Annotated in this window: 16 protein-coding genes; 3 read left to right on the forward strand and 13 right to left on the reverse strand. The window is 61.8% G+C overall.

The features are described from left to right. Positions 1 to 236, reverse strand: a 236-nt coding sequence (locus J4F42_08355) for a hypothetical protein (GenBank protein MCE2485508.1), incomplete at its 3' end; no start/stop codon positions are given. A gap of 143 nt (positions 237 to 379) precedes the next feature. Between J4F42_08355 and typA the strand changes: the two genes are divergently transcribed. The 3 genes from typA to J4F42_08370 all read left to right on the forward strand — a co-directional run bounded on the left by typA (position 380) and on the right by J4F42_08370 (position 4942). After that, entirely contained in the window at positions 380 to 2353 is a 1974-nt protein-coding gene (gene typA, locus J4F42_08360; GenBank protein ID MCE2485509.1) for a translational GTPase TypA, read from the forward strand. Positions 2354 to 2362: 9 nt separating this feature from the next. After that, positions 2363 to 3739 carry an FAD-binding oxidoreductase gene (locus tag J4F42_08365; protein MCE2485510.1) on the forward strand — a complete coding sequence of 459 codons (1377 nt, stop codon included), beginning with the start codon at positions 2363 to 2365 and terminating at the stop codon, positions 3737 to 3739. 93 nt (positions 3740 to 3832) lie between these two features. Further along, positions 3833 to 4942 (forward strand): amidohydrolase, encoded by a 1110-nt coding sequence (locus J4F42_08370; GenBank protein MCE2485511.1) that lies wholly within the window; start codon positions 3833 to 3835, stop codon positions 4940 to 4942. A 36-nt stretch (positions 4943 to 4978) separates the two neighbouring features. Here the strand turns inward: J4F42_08370 and J4F42_08375 are convergent, their stop codons facing one another. The 12 genes from J4F42_08375 to infB all read right to left on the reverse strand — a co-directional run bounded on the left by J4F42_08375 (position 4979) and on the right by infB (position 16175). Continuing rightward, entirely contained in the window at positions 4979 to 6142 is a 1164-nt protein-coding gene (locus J4F42_08375; GenBank protein MCE2485512.1) for an epoxide hydrolase, read from the reverse strand. Positions 6143 to 6170: 28 nt separating this feature from the next. Further along, positions 6171 to 6962, reverse strand: a complete 792-nt coding sequence (locus tag J4F42_08380) for an SDR family oxidoreductase (GenBank protein ID MCE2485513.1) — start codon at positions 6960 to 6962, stop codon at positions 6171 to 6173. Positions 6963 to 7028: 66 nt separating this feature from the next. Then, positions 7029 to 7316: an acylphosphatase gene (locus tag J4F42_08385; protein MCE2485514.1), complete on the reverse strand. Its 288-nt coding sequence runs from the start codon at positions 7314 to 7316 to the stop codon at positions 7029 to 7031. A 17-nt stretch (positions 7317 to 7333) separates the two neighbouring features. Then, positions 7334 to 7786, reverse strand: coding sequence for a dUTP diphosphatase (gene dut / locus J4F42_08390; GenBank protein ID MCE2485515.1), 453 nt, complete (start codon positions 7784 to 7786; stop codon positions 7334 to 7336). 15 nt (positions 7787 to 7801) lie between these two features. Next, positions 7802 to 9058, reverse strand: coding sequence for an insulinase family protein (locus J4F42_08395; GenBank protein ID MCE2485516.1), 1257 nt, complete (start codon positions 9056 to 9058; stop codon positions 7802 to 7804). Next, a complete protein-coding gene (gene pnp / locus J4F42_08400; GenBank protein MCE2485517.1) occupies positions 9059 to 10444 on the reverse strand; it encodes a polyribonucleotide nucleotidyltransferase in 1386 nt (461 codons plus the stop codon). Further along, positions 10441 to 11121: a hypothetical protein gene (locus J4F42_08405; GenBank protein MCE2485518.1), complete on the reverse strand. Its 681-nt coding sequence runs from the start codon at positions 11119 to 11121 to the stop codon at positions 10441 to 10443. The genes pnp and J4F42_08405 overlap by 4 nt, the downstream gene beginning before the upstream one ends. A gap of 73 nt (positions 11122 to 11194) precedes the next feature. Beyond that, on the reverse strand, positions 11195 to 11467 hold the full coding sequence (gene rpsO, locus J4F42_08410; protein ID MCE2485519.1) for a 30S ribosomal protein S15: 273 nt from the start codon (positions 11465 to 11467) through the stop codon (positions 11195 to 11197). 67 nt (positions 11468 to 11534) lie between these two features. Further along, the gene (gene truB, locus J4F42_08415; GenBank protein MCE2485520.1) at positions 11535 to 12422 is read right to left on the reverse strand and encodes a tRNA pseudouridine(55) synthase TruB; all 888 of its coding nucleotides are present in this window, start codon (positions 12420 to 12422) and stop codon (positions 11535 to 11537) included. Then, positions 12410 to 12817 carry a 30S ribosome-binding factor RbfA gene (gene rbfA / locus J4F42_08420; GenBank protein MCE2485521.1) on the reverse strand — a complete coding sequence of 136 codons (408 nt, stop codon included), beginning with the start codon at positions 12815 to 12817 and terminating at the stop codon, positions 12410 to 12412. The genes truB and rbfA overlap by 13 nt, the downstream gene beginning before the upstream one ends. 1 nt (position 12818) lies before the next feature. Then, complete coding sequence (locus J4F42_08425; GenBank protein MCE2485522.1) at positions 12819 to 13106, reverse strand: DUF503 domain-containing protein; 288 nt, start codon at positions 13104 to 13106, stop codon at positions 12819 to 12821. A 24-nt stretch (positions 13107 to 13130) separates the two neighbouring features. Further along, on the reverse strand, positions 13131 to 16175 hold the full coding sequence (infB, locus tag J4F42_08430; protein ID MCE2485523.1) for a translation initiation factor IF-2: 3045 nt from the start codon (positions 16173 to 16175) through the stop codon (positions 13131 to 13133). Positions 16176 to 16188: the final 13 nt, after the last annotated feature.

Consider the following 16188-nt stretch of genomic DNA (forward strand, 5'->3'; position numbering starts at 1 on the left):
GCTTCTTGCCACACGGCCATGAGCATGGCCTCGGGCGAGGACAGGTGGCGCAGGTAGCGATCATAGTCGCCCCAGGCCGTTTCTGAGGCCTGGCGGTAGGTCTGGATGAGGTCTGGGGTGGGAATGTCGGGCCATCGCCGGCGTATGATCGCGCAAGCGTGATCGAGCGCTTCCTGAATGGAGTCGCCGTCATCGGCCAGCGTTCCGTCAAAATCAAAGAAAATCGCTGTCAGCATGAGGCAATGGGAAACAGTGCGGGCCTGTCTTGAGACTGCACGCCATTGTGCTCTTTATCGCCAGCTCGTGCAATCATCGAGCGGAGACTCTGGGGCTGAGCGGGCTTGGATTCGCCTGTAGGCATATGGCTTTCGTCTCCTGCATGCTATGCTCGTCCGGCTGCGTATCAAAAGCCAAAGACCGCAGGTCCATTGCCCGTGTCCTGGGCACTTGCGAAGCGTGTAGATTGATATCTCAGGAGGATTGCCCGGTGCGGGACACCATACCCCGACGCGACGATATCCGAAACGTTGCCATTATTGCTCATGTTGACCATGGGAAAACAACCCTGATTGATGCCTTACTGAGGCAGAGCGGTGTGTGCCGAACTCAGGATCAGATGGTCGACCGGATCATGGACTCCCATGAGCTGGAGCGGGAGCGGGGCATCACCATTCTGGCCAAAAATGCGGCTCTGGAGTATCAGGGCATGAAAATCAATTTTGTGGATACACCCGGCCACGCCGATTTCGGTGGCGAGGTGGAACGCTCGTTGGCCATGGTCGATGGAGTCATGCTGCTGGTTGATGCCTCTGAAGGTCCCTTACCGCAGACCCGTTTTGTCTTAAAAAAGGCGCTCGAAGCAGGCCTGCCGTCGATTGTGTGCATCAACAAGATCGATCGACCGGACGCGCGTACTGCTGAGGTCCTGGCCGAAATCTACGACCTGTTCATCGACCTGGACGCAAACGACGAGCAGCTGGATTTTCCCGTTGTCTATACCAATGCCCGGGCTGGGATTGCGACCTTGAATGCTGTCGAAGCCGGACAAGCTGTTACCTCGGGAGACCTGCAGCCCTTATTTGCTCTCATTATCTCGGCCCTGCCGGGTCCGCTCAGCGACCACCTGGCAACGGTGCAGTTTCAGGTCAACAATCTTGACTACCATGACTACGTGGGACGCCTGGCGATTGGCCGGATTGTTGGCGGCAGCATGCGGACTGCGAGTTGGTATACCCTGTGTCGGCTTGATGGCTCGCAGCTCCCGTGCAAACTCAGCCAAATATACAGCTGGCAAGGCGTGACGCGGGTTGCAGTTGCCCAAGCCCACGCCGGCGATATCGTTGCGATCGCCGGCATTGAAGAAATCGATATTGGCGAGACGATTACCGACCGAGAAACGCCCAAGCCCCTGCCCGCGCTACGCGTCGACGAGCCAACGATTGCTATGCTGTTTGGTGTCAACAAAGCGCCCTGGGCGGGCCGCGAAGGCCAGTATGTCACCTCGCGGAAATTACGAGAGCGGCTGTGGGTGGAACTGCGTAAAAATGTGAGTCTGCGCATAACAGAGACCGATTCGCCCGATACCTTTCGAGTCATAGGCCGGGGTGAACTGCAGCTGGCGATCTTTATTGAGACGATGCGCCGCGAGGGCTACGAGCTGGAAGTGTCCCGACCAACCGTTGTGGTCAAAGAGATCAACGGCCAGCGTCACGAGCCGACCGAACTGCTCGTTGTTGATATCCCTGAAGACTACATTGGTGTGGTCTCGCAACTCCTGTCGGTTCGGCGCGGAACGCTGACTCAAATGGAACATACCGGCTCTGGACGGGTGCGCTTGGAGTTTTCGGTTCCCTCCCGAGGCTTGATCGGTTTTCGGTCCCATTTTCTGACTGATACGCGGGGAACAGGTATTATGCACCTCTTGTTTAATGGCTATGCTCCATGGCAGGGAGCCCTGCACGGTCGGGTGAATGGAGCCCTGGTGGCCGACCGGCAAGGAGTGGCGGCTCCGTATGCATTGTTTCATTTGCAGGAACGGGGCATGCTGTTCGTGCCGGCTGGCACGCGGGTATATGAAGGCATGGTGATCGGGGAATATTCGCGCCAGAGCGATCTGGATGTGAACGCCTGCCGTGAAAAAAAGCTGACCAATATGCGGGCGGCCGGCCACGATGAGGCAGTCCGACTGACCCCCCACCGGGAAATGGGCCTGGAAGATGCGCTTGAGTGGATCGCCGATGATGAGCTGGTTGAAGTGACACCCCAGTCCATTCGTTTGCGCAAGAAGGTCCTGGCCCGTAACGTGCGGCCGAAACGCACCAATAGTGACCAGGCCGTGATGCTGAGGAGCTAGGGGGTTTTCATGGCGGTGGCCAAACAGCTGACAGCCTTGCTGCCCGCAGATCGCGTCTCAACCCGAGCCGCAGATCTGGATCTGGCGGCTCGGGATGAATCGGCGTGCCAGCCGGTCAGCCCCGAGGTGGTTGTCTGGCCGCTGTCTACCGACGAGGTCAGCCGTGTGGTCGGCTATGCCTGGACCCACGGAGTACCGGTTACCGCCCGCGGGGCGGGGTCGAGTCTGGAGGGCAATCCGATTCCGGTCCGGGGCGGGATTGTGTTGGACCTGTCCCGCATGGACGCGGTTGTCGAGGTACATCAGGAGGATCTGCAGGTCAGCGTCCAGCCCGGCATTGTGTATAACACGCTGAATGAGCAGCTCAAACCGTGGGGCCTGTTTTTCCCGCCGTCGCCCGGTGGCAGCTCGGATGTGGCGACGATTGGCGGGATGGTCGCCAATAATGCCAGCGGCATCTATTCGGTCAAATACGGTGGCACGCGCGAGCATGTGAAGGCTGCCACGGTTGTCACCGGGACCGGACAAGTCCTGGAACTCGGCACCCGGAGTCGCAAAACCTCCTCCGGCTATCATCTGCTGGGCTTGGTGGTTGGTTCGGAAGGCACGCTGGCGATTGCCACCCAGCTGACGCTGTCCCTGGCCGGCCTGCCCCAGGGTCGCAAACAGGGCGCCCTGACGTTTCCGACCGAAAAGGCTGCGGCGACGGCTATTGCGACGATGATGCGCTATGGCGTGGATCTGGCTGCGGTCGAATTTCTTGATCGGCGTTCTCTCGTTGCCCTCAACCGTTACCGAGGGTTTGGCTTGGAGGAGCAGCCGTCGCTGTTTCTTGAGGTCCACGGTACTCCAGACTCGGTTGACGGGGTCTTTGAGACCGCCCAAACCGTGTGCGAAGAGCAGGCCGGGCGGGTGATCGTCCTGCCCGACGGACAGAATCCGTGGGACGTGCGGCATTTCACTACCCGGGCGATTCAGGCGCTGAAACCCGAGGGCAAAACGATCCGCACCGATATGGGTTTTCCTCTGTCGCGTCTGCCCGAGGTGGTTGAGCACAGCTATGCGATTGCCGAGCGCCACGGGGTTGTGCTGCACACCTTTGGCCACGCCGGGCTCGGTATTCTCCACGCCCTGCTGCGCGAGGATCCGACCGATACGCAGCGCTGGGCGGCGGCCCAGCGGGCCAAGGATGAGATGGTCGGGTTTGTGTTGTCGGTCGGCGGGACGGCCTCGGGTGAGCACGGCATCGGGTTGGGCAGTCAGAAGTATGTTGCCCAAGAGCACGGCTCCAGCCTCGAGCTGATGAAGCACATCAAGCAGGTGTTTGATCCCAAACACATCCTGAACCCGGGCAAGATCTGGCCGGACGAGAGCCCAGACGGCTGAGCAGCCTTGACGCCAAGTCTTGTTGAGCAGGGCTGGGCCGCAGTATGATCCAGGGTCTGGAGATTCTACCGTCATCCATAAGAGGAGGGTTGTATGGCACACTATACGCTCATTTCCGCTGACTCGCACATGTGCGAGCCGCCCGACATGTGGGCCGAACGGATCGATAAGCAGTATCGGGACCGGGCTCCGCACTCGATTCACGGCCACGAGGGTAAAGAGGGCGAGTTCTTCACCTGTGAGAATATCACCCCGATTCCCATGGCTGGGGCCTTCGGCGCCGGGGTCACGGCCGAAGAGCTGCCCAACCATAACAAAAAGGGCTTTGCCGCCGCACCGGCCAGTGTGTGGGATCCGGCCGAACGCCTCAAGGAACAGGACCGGGATGGGGTGGCGGCCGAGGTGCTGTACACCACGTTTGGCATGATGCTGTACGGCCTGGACGACGCCGGCCTGCGGGCCGCCTGCTTTCGGGCCTATAACGACTTCGTGGCCGAGTATTGCAGCTATAATACCGACCGGCTGGTCGGCGTCGGGCTGGTGACGCTCGAAGATGTCGACGCCGGCGTGGCCGAGCTCAAACGGTGTGCCGACAAGGGCCTGCGGGGAGCGATGATCTGGGCCTCGCCACCGGATGAACGGCCCTATGGCCACCCCGACTACGATCCGTTCTGGGCTGCCTCCCAGGACCTGAATATGCCCCTGTCGCTCCACATTCTGACCGGACGGGGAGGAACCGGGATCAACTTCAACAAATTCCTGACCTCGTATATGTCTCTGCCGGCTGAGATTCAGCGCACCCTGTCAATCATGATATTTGGTGGAGTGTTTGAACGCTTCCCCAAACTTCAGATCGTCTCGGCCGAGAATGACGTGTCCTGGATTCCGCACTTTCTGTACCGGCTCGACCACGCCTATGACCGCTTCCGGCATTTCGAGGGGGTGAATCTGTCCATGCTGCCCAGCGAGTACATGAAGCGCAACGTGGTTGGCACCTTTCAGTTCGAGCAGGCCACGGCCGATTTCACCCGTCAGCTGTTTGGCGCCGAACGCATCATGTGGTCGTCGGATTATCCTCACACCGACTCGACCTGGCCGCACTCGCGTGAGTTCATCGACGAGGCCTTCAGGGATATGCCCGAGGAGGACATCCAGAAGGTGGTGGGCGGGAATGTCGCCCGCATTTACAGCCTGAACGTATAGGAGACGGGCGGGGGCGGGCTCGCCCCCGCTCCGTTGCTAGCGCAAGGCCCGGAAGAAGGTGCGGATATCCTCGACGAGTTGCTGCGGCTCTTCGGCGTGGGCAAAGTGTCCGCCGGCGGTCATCAGCGACCAGTGCCTGAGGTTGTAATAGCGCTCGGCCCAGCGACGCGGCATGAGCGCCAGTTCCTGGGGAAAAACGGCGATGCCGGTCGGCGACTCGACCACCGGGCTACGGTCGTGTGACGGGCTCCACAGGCGGTGTTTGGCCTCGTAGTAGTAGCGCACCGAGGTGACAAAGGTTTCGGTCACCCAGTAGATCATCATCGTGTTCAGCAGGTCGTCTTTTGAAAACCGCCGCTCGACCTCGCCTCCGCAGTCACTCCAGTTCCGTCGCCGTTCCAGAATCCAGGCGCACAGCGCGACCGGCGAGTCGTGCATGCCATAGGCCAGGGTTTGCGGGTCGGTGGTTTGCACCACGACATGGCTGGTTGCGCCCTGCATGCGGGTTTGCATGCGCTCATACCAGCCCTCCTCGTCCGGCCCGTAGTCCTTGGGATCAATCTGTTCGCCGGCAAAAAATCCCAGCGGAATCGCTAGGTTGATATGCGTGCCGATCAGGTGTTGGGCGTGTTTGTGACCCAGCTGCATGGTTACCAGCGCTCCCCAGTCACCGCCCTGGGCGCCGAATTTCTCATATCCCAGCACCTCCTGCATCAGTCTCAGCCACAGATCGGCGGTGCGGACAAAGTTGATGCCCGGGGTGGTCAGGGGCGAGGAAAACCCAAAGCCGGGCAGCGACGGGACGACTACATCAAAGGCGTCCTGGGGATCGCCGCCAAACGCGGCCGGGTCGGACAGCGGCCGGATGATGTGTTTGAGATCCCAGAAGGTCCACGGCCAGCCGTGGGTCAGGATCAGCGGTATGGGCTTGGGACCTTTGCCCGGCTCATGAATAAAGTGGATGGGAACGTCCTCGATGGTGGTCGTGTAGTTGGCAAAGGCGTTGATCTCGCGCTCGGTGGCGCGCCAGTCGTAGCCGTCCAGCCAGTACTCGACCAGCTCCATCAGATAAGCTTTGTTCGTGCCGTAGGCCCAATCGGCATTGTTGAAATCGTGCGGCCAGCGCACCCGGCTCAGGCGTGTACGCAGGTCGGTCAGGGTCTGCTCGGCAACAGCAATCGTAAACGGTTCTTTTTGCATGCGAGACTCCGCTGTCTGAGGAAGGCGCTCAGTAGGCTGACAAACCGCCGTCGCCGGGAATTGCCACGCCATTGACCATGCGCGACTCGTCCGAGGCCAGGAACAGGGCAATGCGGGCGATGTCTTCCGGCTCGCCGACTGAGAAGGGATACTTTTCTATTTGGGCTTTGAGGTTGATAGCAGCCGCCTGAGCGTTGGGGGCGGGGATATCCAGGCTCTCGCCAAAGCGTTGCTTGACCCGGTCGGTCATAATCACCCCGGGGCAGATCGCGTTGGCGCGGATGTTGTTTCTGGCATAGGTGCCGGCCAGGACCTGGGTGAAGGACAGGATGGCGCCCTTGGCCGAGGTATAGACGTGGATTGGGAACGAGCCGCGCAGGGCGACAACCGACGACATGTTGATGATCGAGCCGCCGCCGTTTTCAATCAGTTTGGGAATGCCGTGGCGACAGCACAGAAAGGTGCCGAGCAGGTCGAGCGAGATAGTGTGGTTCCAGACCGACATATCGACCTCGGTGACCTTGCCGTCTTCGACAATTGAGCCGCCGGCGCTGTTGTACAACACGTCGAGCTTGCCGTACACCTCAAGCGTGGTGTCAATCGCGTTTTTCACGCTGTCTTCCTTGGTGACATCGGTTTCCACAAAGGTTGCCTCACCGCCCCCCTCGCGGACCAGCTTTTCGGCCGCCTGGCCCAGTTCGGGTCGTAACTCGGCAATCATTACCTTGGCTCCTTCCCGGGTAAAAATCTGCGAGGCCGCCCGGGCAATGCCCGAACCCGCACCGGTAATGAACACCACTTTTCCGTCGAGTCGTCCCATAGCTCGCCTCCTTAAGTATCGCAGTGTCCAGATTATGCCTCCTCATGGCAGCTACAGGCAACAGGCTTACGAATGAGGCGTGTCATGGCTAATCACGAAATCGACCCACCGCCCGCTCGCCTCCCGCCACGTTGCCCTGACGTCGGTGACACGCGCCCCCGAAGGCCCACGCCAGCACCAGTCGAGTAGCTGCTCCAGCGTGTCCCGGCGACCCTCTGCCAGCACTTCAACGCTGCCGTCAGGACAGTTGCAGACCCAGCCGGTGAGGCCCAGTCGGCGTGCCAGCCTGTGTGTTGCAGCCCGGAAAAACACGCCCTGCATCCGGCCCTGAACCGTGATGTGAAGCTGGTGCATGTCGGGGGGTGAACGCGTTAGCGGTCGGTGTGGCCAAAGCCGCCGCCTCGGCTGCTGGCGGCCAGCGCTTCAACCTCGTGCCAGTCGACCCGCGCCACCGGCGCGACAACGAGCTGGGCGATGCGCTCCCCGCGCTTGATGCGAACCGGCTGCCGGCCCAGGTTAATGACCAGGATCTTGACCTCGTCGCGATAGTCGGCGTCAATTGTGCCGGGACTGTTCAGGACCGTCAGACCGCTGCGCAGGGCCAGACCGCTGCGTGGCCGGATTTGCGCTTCATAGCCGTCTGGCAGGGCCAGCGCAAAACCGGTCGGGATCAGGGAGCGCTCCAGCGGACCGAGGCTGAGTTCGGCCGGCAGGTCGGCATAGATGTCCATGCCTGCGGCGCCCGCCGTCATATAGCGGGGCAGAGGCAGGGGGTCGGGCTGACGGCGCAGCCGGGTGATGGGGACACGCACGGTCTTGTTCATCGGAGACCTGCCGCATCAGAGGGCGATCAGGGCCTGGGAGTCGCTCATTGAAGGCGGCTCGCCCAACACGGTCAGGGTCAGCCTGTCGGGCCGAAAACACGCGGCCGCCACCGCCTGGACATCCTCAAGACTGACGCGTTCAATGTCTGTCAAGACCTCGGCAATTGGCACGTCGCGCTGAAAACACATTTCACACCGCGCCAGCCGATGCATCCAGGCTTCACTCGTTTCAAGTTCAAGCAGGAGGCTGCCTTTGGTCTGACTTTTGGCGCGCTGCAGCTCGCTGGCGGAAATGCCAGACCGGGCGATTTCGGCCAGGCTGCGACAGGTCAGGTGCATGGCCTCAGGTACCGAGGCGGGGCTGGTCGACAGATAGATGCCCAGATAGCCCGCGTCCCGGGCTGAGAACAGAAACGAGCTGACATCGTAGACCAGGCCGTGTTGCTCCCGAATTTCCTGAAACAGGCGGGAACTCATCCCGCCACCCAGGACACTGTTGAGCAGGTGAGCCGCATACCACTCGGGGGCAGTCTGCGACACACACGGCACGCCCAGACTGAGGTGGGTTTGTTCGAGTCCGCGGGGGTGGATTGAAACACCGGGACGGGCGACTGGCGGAGTGTCCTGTCGGGCCTGGGCCGTTCCCGTCAGGCTCGACAGCACCGGCCCCAGCGCTTCAAGCAGCATGGTATGGGAAGCCCCGCCGGCCATGCTGACGACGATCCGCTGGGGGCAGTAGTGGTCGTGACGATAGCCCAGGAGATCCTCGCGTCGCAGCTGTGAGACCGACTCCAGGGTGCCGGTGATCGGCCAGCTCAGGGGATGATCGGGCCAGAAGTCGAGGTGAAACAGGTCGCCGATCAGCTCATCCGGCTGGTCTTCGCTCTGGGCCATCTCTTGGCCGATGACCGAGCGTTCGCGTTCGATCTCTTCGTCCGGGAAGCTTGAGTGGAGGAGGATATCGGCCAGCAGATCGAGGGCCAGCGGCAGGTGTTCGTTCAGGGTGCGCGTATAGTAGCAGGTATATTCTTTGCCGGTGAAGGCGTCGAGCGTACCGCCGACCGCGTCGATCTCCTGGGCTATCTGGGAGGCGGTGCGTCGGGCCGTGCCTTTGAAGAAGAGGTGCTCAAGAAAGTGGGAGATACCATTCTGGTGGCGAGGTTCATCGCGCGAGCCGCTCTCGACCCACACACCCACGGTGACCGTGGGCATGCTCGGGACTTCCTGGGAGACCAGGCGCAGCCCGTTGTCGAGAACTGTGCGGTGGACCATCTAGCTGTTTCCACCCGCCCGTTGCTGTTCGTCAAGCGCGTCTTTGTGGCTGAGCCGGATTTTTCCCTGACGGTCAACCTCCAGGACTTTGACCAGGATTTCATCGCCCTCCTGGACTACATCGGTGACCCGCCGCACGCGCTCGTCGCTGAGTTGAGAAATATGCACCAAGCCATCGCGGCCGGGCAAAATCTCCACAAAGGCGCCAAAGTCAACGACTTTCTTAACCAGACCGGTATAGACTTGGCCGATCACGGCCTCGGCCGTGATACGCTCGATCTTGGACAGGGCCTTTTCCAGGGACTCGGTATCGGGCGAGGCGATACACACCGTCCCGTCGTCTTCAACGTCGATCTTTGCCCCAGTCTCCTCGACAATTGAGCGAATCATCTTGCCGCCGGGGCCAATGATGTCGCGGATTTTGTCCGGGTTGACTTTGATCAGGTGGATGCGTGGGGCAGAGGCGGCCACCACTGTCCGGGGCGCTTCGAGGGCGCGGACCATCTCGTTCAGGATATGCAGGCGGCCCTCCCGGGCCTGATACAGGGCTTGGCGCATGATCTCGCGGGTGACCCCCGAGATTTTAATATCCATCTGCAGGGCGGTAATGCCTTCGGTCGTGCCGGTCACTTTGAAGTCCATATCACCCAGGTGGTCTTCATCGCCCAGGATATCGCTCAGGATCCGCACCTCTTCGCCCTCTTTGATCAGCCCCATGGCAATCCCGGCAACCGGAGCCGTGATGGGCACGCCAGCGTCCATCAGCGCCAGGGTGCCGCCACACACGCTGGCCATTGACGACGAACCGTTCGACTCGAGGATTTCTGACACGATGCGCACGGTGTACGGAAACTCGGTCGCCGGTGGTTGGACGGCCGACAGGGCGCGTTCGGCCAGGGTGCCGTGGCCAATCTCCCGCCGACCGGGGTTCCGCATGGGTCGGGCCTCGCCCACGCTGAAGGGCGGGAAGTTGTAGTGCAGCATGAAGCGTTTCGAGTGTTCGCCGGTCAGGCTGTCAACCCGTTGCTCATCCGAAGCCGTGCCCAGGGTCGTGACAACCAGCGCCTGGGTTTCACCCCGGGTGAAAACGGCCGAGCCGTGGGTGCGCGGCAGTACGCCGACCTCACAGGTAATGGGACGGATATCGGCCAGTCCCCGCCCGTCCACCCGGCGGTTGTCCTGAACGACTGCGGTGCGCAGTAGGGTGCTGGTCAGATCTTCAAATGCCCCGGCCAGGTCCTTTTCGCGGCCTTGATACTCGTCTGCCAAGGCGCTCACCACCTCGCCTTCGGCCGCCTGAATCGCGTCGGCGCGCTCATGTTTGGCCGGGACGAACAGCGCCTGCTCCAGCTTGGGGGTGGCCACTTGATTGACACGGTCAATCAGGCCGGTATCGGGCGGCGGCGTCTCAAAGCTGCGTTTCGGTTTGCCGGCTCATCAAGGACCGGGGCGACCGCTTCCTGGGCTAAGAACAGGGCTTCGAGCATCTCCTCTTCGGGGACGACCCGGGCGCCACCCTCGACCATGATGATGGCATCCCGTCCGGCCGCGACAAACAGATTGATATCGCTGTCTTCGATCTGGCTGAGGGTCGGGTTGACCACCAGCGTGCCGTTCAGCCGGCCGATACGCACCCCGGCGATCGGTCCCCGAAACGGAATGTCCGAGACGTGCAGGGCCGCCGAGGCGCCAATCAGGGACAGGCTGTCGGCGTCGTTTTCCCGATCAACCGACAACACAGACGCGACCAGCTGGGTTTCACACCCGAACCCCTTGGGGAACAACGGACGGATGGCGCGGTCCGTCATCCGAGAGATCAGGATTTCATGGTTGGACGGTCGCCCTTCGCGTTTGATGAAGCCGCCCGGGATCTTGCCGGCCGCATAGGTCCGCTCCTGATAATCGACGGTCAGGGGGAAAAAATCGATGCCTTCCCGCGCAGATGTGGACGCGACAGCGGTGACCAGCACAACGGTTTCGCCGTACGATACCACGGCCGCACCGCTGGCCTGTTTGGCCCAGCGACCGGTCTCAATCGACAGCGGCCGTCCGTAAAATTCCATCTCTATCTTCTTATACATGGGACTCCTTGTAGTGACAGGCCTGGAGGGCCCGGCGAAGCGGGGTGTAGGTCGTCTAGCGGCGTAACCCGAGGCGGGTGACGATCGTTCGGTAGCGCCGTGGGTCAATATCGCGCAGATAGTCGAGCAAGCGCCGGCGCCGGCCAACCAGCAGGAGTAGGCCGCGACGCGAGTGGTGATCTTTGGCGTGGGTTTTGAAATGCTCGGTCAGATAGCTGATCCGTTTGGTCAACAGCGCAATCTGGACTTCCGGGGAACCGGTATCCTGCTCATGGGTCCGGTATTCTTCGATTGTCTCAAGTTTTTGGGCGGCGGTCTGCACGCTCATACGCTCTCCTTTTCTGGCGTAATATGGCTGGTACAGGTTCTAACACGCTGTTTTCACACTGTAAAGCTCACAAGACCCGGGCCAGCCGCCATCGCTCGGGGTGGTGTCGGGCCAGGGCGACCAGGGTTCCGTCCGGGGTGACGAGCCGGATGAGTTCGTCTGGGGCCGAGGCCGGCGGCAGCTCAGACAGGGGGGCTTGTTGGCCGTGGCGCAGCAGGTGGACCGCTGACGGAGCAATCTCGACCCCGCGGTAGTGGCCGAGGGCCCGAGAGAGGGAAAGCAGGCCGGTCCTGAGCCAGTCCGGCTCTTCCAGGAGCGTATTCAGGGGCAGGCTGTCATCAAGTCCGAACGGCCCAAAGGTGGTCCGTCTCAGGCTCAGCAGACAGGCCCCACAGCCGAGGACCGCGCCGAGGTCGGCGGCCAGGGTCCGCACATAGGTGCCCTTGGAGCAGCTGACCGAGAAGCCGAGGGTATCCGGGGCCTGGGCTTCGAGGCTGAGGCGATGAATCACCGCCGGCCGGGGCTGGCGCTCGACCACGAGACCCTGGCGGGCGAGCTTGTAGAGCGGAACGCCGTTTTTCTTGATGGCCGAATACATGGGCGGAGTCTGGACAATGTCTCCGCAGAAGCGTCGCTCAAGCTCGCGCAGGACATCGGAGCTATAGCTGGGGACTGGAGCCGTCTGGCTGATGGTGCCCGTCACGTCCTGGGTATCGGTTTGCACGCCGAGCCGAATGGTTCCGCTATACGCCTTGTTTTCGGCCATCAGGAACTGGGCGATTTTGGTGCCGGTACCGATACATACCGGCAACACCCCGCTGGCAAACGGATCAAGCGTTCCCAGATGGCCGATTTTTGTCTTCTTATCAAGGACTTTTTTCAGGCGGCGGATGACATCGGCGGACGTCATCCCGACTGGCTTGTCAACCAGCAGCAGACCATTTACTTCGGACACGGTGGTTTGTTCTCTTGAGATGCCGAGGGGGTTGGAGCGGCGGCCTTGGTCCGGGCCTGCTGCAACAGTGACTCCATATGATTCGCCTGATCAATACTCGTGTCGTACACGAAACGCAGTTGGGGAATCCGGCGCAGTTGCAGGCGTCCGGCGATCTGGCGACGGATGTACGGACCGGCGCTTTTCAGGCCGGCTTCGACCTCGGCCCGGTTCGGCTGGCGCTCGGCAGAGCCGAGCGTACGGAAGAAAATCCTGGCGTCACCCAGGTCCGGGCTGATAGAGGCGGCGGTCAGGATGACGCCTCTCACCCGCGGGTCTTTGACTTCCCGGAGCAGTATGGCGGCCACCGTCTCCAGCAGGAGACCGCTGACACGTTCGGATCTTCGAGAGGCCATACTAGTAATGCAGGAACTCGACGGCTTCCTCGCCGACCTCGGCCAAGTGAAGTTTTTCGATAAAGCGCACGACGGCTCGCAGGCCCCCGTCAATATAGGCCTGGTCCGTGCCGACCTGGCAGATGCCGAGGACGGCTTTTTGCCATAAGTCCTGTCCACCACACTCGGCAATGGATACGTTGAACTCGTTGCGCACCCGGTTCTTGATCCGGCGCAGCACCCCCCGTTTCTCTTTGAGCGAGTGGCTGCCATTGATATACACGGCCAGCTGTAAGACCCCAACGACCACACTCCACCTCGTCGTACCACCGACTCAGGCGCGTTGTTGCTCTTCGGGGCGCGGTTTGGGTTCGAGGCGGCGCAGCACCTGTTCAAGCTCGTAAATCTCGAGGGCGTCTCCGGGCTGAATGTCTTTACAGCTCTCGAGCCCGACCCCACACTCGGTTCCGGCCGCGACCTCTCGGACATCGTCCTTGAAGCGCTTCAGGGTAGCGACTTTTCCCTCGTAGATGACTTTGTTATCGCGCCGAAGTCGGGCCTGGACGCCACGCTGGACGCGGCCCTCATTGATATAGCAGCCGGCGATCATGCCCAGGCGAGAGATTGAGAAGACCTGGCGAACCTCAGCCTGACCCAGCAGTTTTTCCTCGTAGACCGGTTCAAGCAAGCCTTCGAGGGCGGCGCGGATGTCTTCAATTAGCTCGTAGATGACATTGTACAGCCGGAGCTCAATGCCTTCCCGTTCGGCCATCTGGGCGGCTTTGCTCTCGGCGCGGACGTTGAAACCGATGATGACACCCCTGGAGGCGGTTGCCAGCAGAACGTCTGACTCGGTGATGCCGCCAGGCGAAGCGTGCAGGATGGAGACCTTGACTTCGTCGGTAGACAAACGGTTGAGGGCGTCGCTGATGGCTTCGATCGAGCCTTGTACGTCTCCCTTGATGATGACCCGGATGTCTTTCACCGCGCCGGCCTGGACCTGCTGGTGAAAGTCTTCGAGCGAGGTGCGGGTCGTATTTTTGGCCAACTCGGTCTCGCGGCGTTTGGAACGCCGATGGTCGGTGACTTGACGCGCTTTGGCCTCATCGTTGAGCACGACAAAAGAGTCGCCGGCTGCCGGCACCCCGGTCAATCCCAGAATCTCGACCGGCATGGACGACGACGCTTTTTCGACCTTGTGGCCCCAGCTGTCGAGCATGGCGCGAACCCGTCCGTGCTGGATGCCGCACACGAACGGGTCGCCGATTTTGAGTTCGCCCTCCTGGACGAGGACGGTGGCAACCGGGCCGCGGCCACGGTCGAGTTTGGCCTCGACGATGATGCCCCGGGCAAGTTTGTCGGGATGAGAACGCAGCTCCATGATATCTGCTTGGAGCAGAATCAGCTCCAGCAGTTCAGGAATGCCCTCCCCGGTCAGGGCCGACACCGGCGCCATGATGATATCGCCGCCAAGATCCTCGGCCAGCAGTCCATGATTCATCAGTCCACGTTTGACACGATCCGGATCGGCGCCGGGTTTGTCGATTTTATTGACCGCTACAATGATCGGCACGTCCGCCGCCCTGGCATGGTTAATCGCCTCGACGGTCTGTGGCATCACGCCGTCGTCGGCGGCAACAATGAGGGTCACGATATCGGTGACCTCGGCCCCACGCGCCCGCATGGCGGTGAAGGCTTCGTGGCCCGGCGTGTCCAGAAAGGTCAGGCGACGGCCGTCCACCTCGACACTGTAGGCACCGATATGCTGGGTAATGCCACCGTGCTCGTGGGCGGTGACATTGGTCTGACGGATCGTATCGAGAAGAGACGTTTTGCCGTGATCGACATGACCCATGATGGTGACGACCGGCGGGCGGCCTGCGAGCTGGCCGTCGTCCTCAAGCGCCTCATGGCTGTCTTCCAGGACCGAATCGACGTTAAAGGCAACGTTCTCAATCGTATGCTCGAACTCACCGGCGATCAGGGCCGCGGTATCCATATCCAGGACTTGGTTGATGGTTGCCATCAGACCCAGGCCCATGAGCTTTTTAATGACCTCCCCGGCCTTGACACCCATCTGTTTGGATAAGTCGCCGACCGTAATGACCTCGGAAATGCGGATCACGCGCTTACTGGCTCTGGGAACGGTGATCTCGGTCTGGCGTTGCTCTTTGCCGGGTTGGATGCGGCGCTTTTTGGCCGGGCCGCGGGCCTGGCGAACGTCGTGCTCGGGAGCATTCTGAAACTCGGGCTTGCGGATGACTTTCCGCTTTTTGCCTTTTTTGGGCAGGCTGGCGGGCAGCCCATCACCGCCGTTCCGTAGCGATTCACGAAAGGCGACCGGCTGGGGGGCGGACGAGGGGGCAGAAACCTTGACCTCCGGACGGCTGGGCTTGGCCTCTTGCAGCTTACCGAGATCGATACGGCCCAGGACCCGGGCCGAGCGGAGGCCGCTCGGCTGTTTCTGGCCAGCGTCGGCTGGACCTGCTGCCTGGGGCGGCGTGCCTGTCTCGGCCGACGGAGCGGGTTCGGGCGGCAAGGGGTCGTCGGCCGGGGAGCGGGCTGCAAGCGGTGTCACTTGGCCCGGCTCGGCTGGCTCGGCTTGTTCCGGGGGGCCGGGGGCGACCTCGGGGTGGGGCACTTTCCGCACCTCGATAGCTACCCCTGCATCCGGTATGTCGGCCGGCAGGTCTTCATCCGGCAGGTCTTGGGCAGGCGGAGGCTCTGCGGCGGACACGTCGACGGGCGGCTGAACGGCAGCCGGCGGCTCTTCCGAGACGGGCTCCGCTAGGCTGGGAGCGTCGGTGGACAACGCGTGTCGGGCTTCGGTCGCCAGGCCAGCCGGGACGGGCGGCTCGGGTGTGTCCTGGGGTAAAGCCGGAATCAGGGCTGGCGTTTCGCTTGGCTCCTGGGGCGCCGGAGGGAGGACGGCAGGTTGTTGCGGAAGAGGCGGCGGAACCGGGTCGGGCGAACCAAAAGCGATTGGTGGCGGTGCGCTGAAGGACTCGTTGAGAGACGGGGCGGTGAAGACCGGCTCTGAGGGTGGAGCCGCTTCCTCATGGACCTCAACCCGTTTGGTCCGACGCCGGATGACGTTGGGCTTGATGCGGCTCTCACGCACTTCCTCCCGGGCAGTCACGAGATGCTCATTTTGGTCAACCTCGGTCACCACGCGTTCTGCGACGAGTTTTTCCTCTCCCAGCACGAAGTCTGGGGTCGGCTGCGGAGCATCTCCGGCACGGACCAAGGCGAACTCGTCGTCGGTCAGCGTGCTCTGGGGCTTTTTCCCCTGTACCCCCACAAGCTCAAGCTTGGCGATGAGCTGACGGGTCTCCAGCCCCAATTCCTTGGCCAATTCGTGGACGCGCTTTCGTGGCATAGAACCGCATTCC

The sequence above is a fragment of the Desulfurellaceae bacterium genome (genome assembly GCA_021296095.1).
In the GTDB taxonomy this organism is placed as follows: Bacteria; Desulfobacterota; Binatia; order Bin18; family Bin18; genus JAAXHF01.

Coding starts and splice junctions, on each gene's coding strand:
- infB (MCE2485523.1), bottom strand. CDS start 16,175: ATGCCACGAAAGCGCGTCCACGAATTGGCCAAGGAATTGGGGCTGGAG.
- J4F42_08365 (MCE2485510.1), top strand. CDS start 2,363: ATGGCGGTGGCCAAACAGCTGACAGCCTTGCTGCCCGCAGATCGCGTC.
- dut (MCE2485515.1), bottom strand. CDS start 7,786: ATGAACAAGACCGTGCGTGTCCCCATCACCCGGCTGCGCCGTCAGCCC.
- J4F42_08395 (MCE2485516.1), bottom strand. CDS start 9,058: ATGGTCCACCGCACAGTTCTCGACAACGGGCTGCGCCTGGTCTCCCAG.
- J4F42_08385 (MCE2485514.1), bottom strand. CDS start 7,316: ATGCACCAGCTTCACATCACGGTTCAGGGCCGGATGCAGGGCGTGTTT.
- rpsO (MCE2485519.1), bottom strand. CDS start 11,467: ATGAGCGTGCAGACCGCCGCCCAAAAACTTGAGACAATCGAAGAATAC.
- typA (MCE2485509.1), top strand. CDS start 380: ATGCTATGCTCGTCCGGCTGCGTATCAAAAGCCAAAGACCGCAGGTCC.
- J4F42_08370 (MCE2485511.1), top strand. CDS start 3,833: ATGGCACACTATACGCTCATTTCCGCTGACTCGCACATGTGCGAGCCG.
- J4F42_08405 (MCE2485518.1), bottom strand. CDS start 11,121: ATGGAATTTTACGGACGGCCGCTGTCGATTGAGACCGGTCGCTGGGCC.
- rbfA (MCE2485521.1), bottom strand. CDS start 12,817: ATGGCCTCTCGAAGATCCGAACGTGTCAGCGGTCTCCTGCTGGAGACG.
- J4F42_08380 (MCE2485513.1), bottom strand. CDS start 6,962: ATGGGACGACTCGACGGAAAAGTGGTGTTCATTACCGGTGCGGGTTCG.
- J4F42_08375 (MCE2485512.1), bottom strand. CDS start 6,142: ATGCAAAAAGAACCGTTTACGATTGCTGTTGCCGAGCAGACCCTGACC.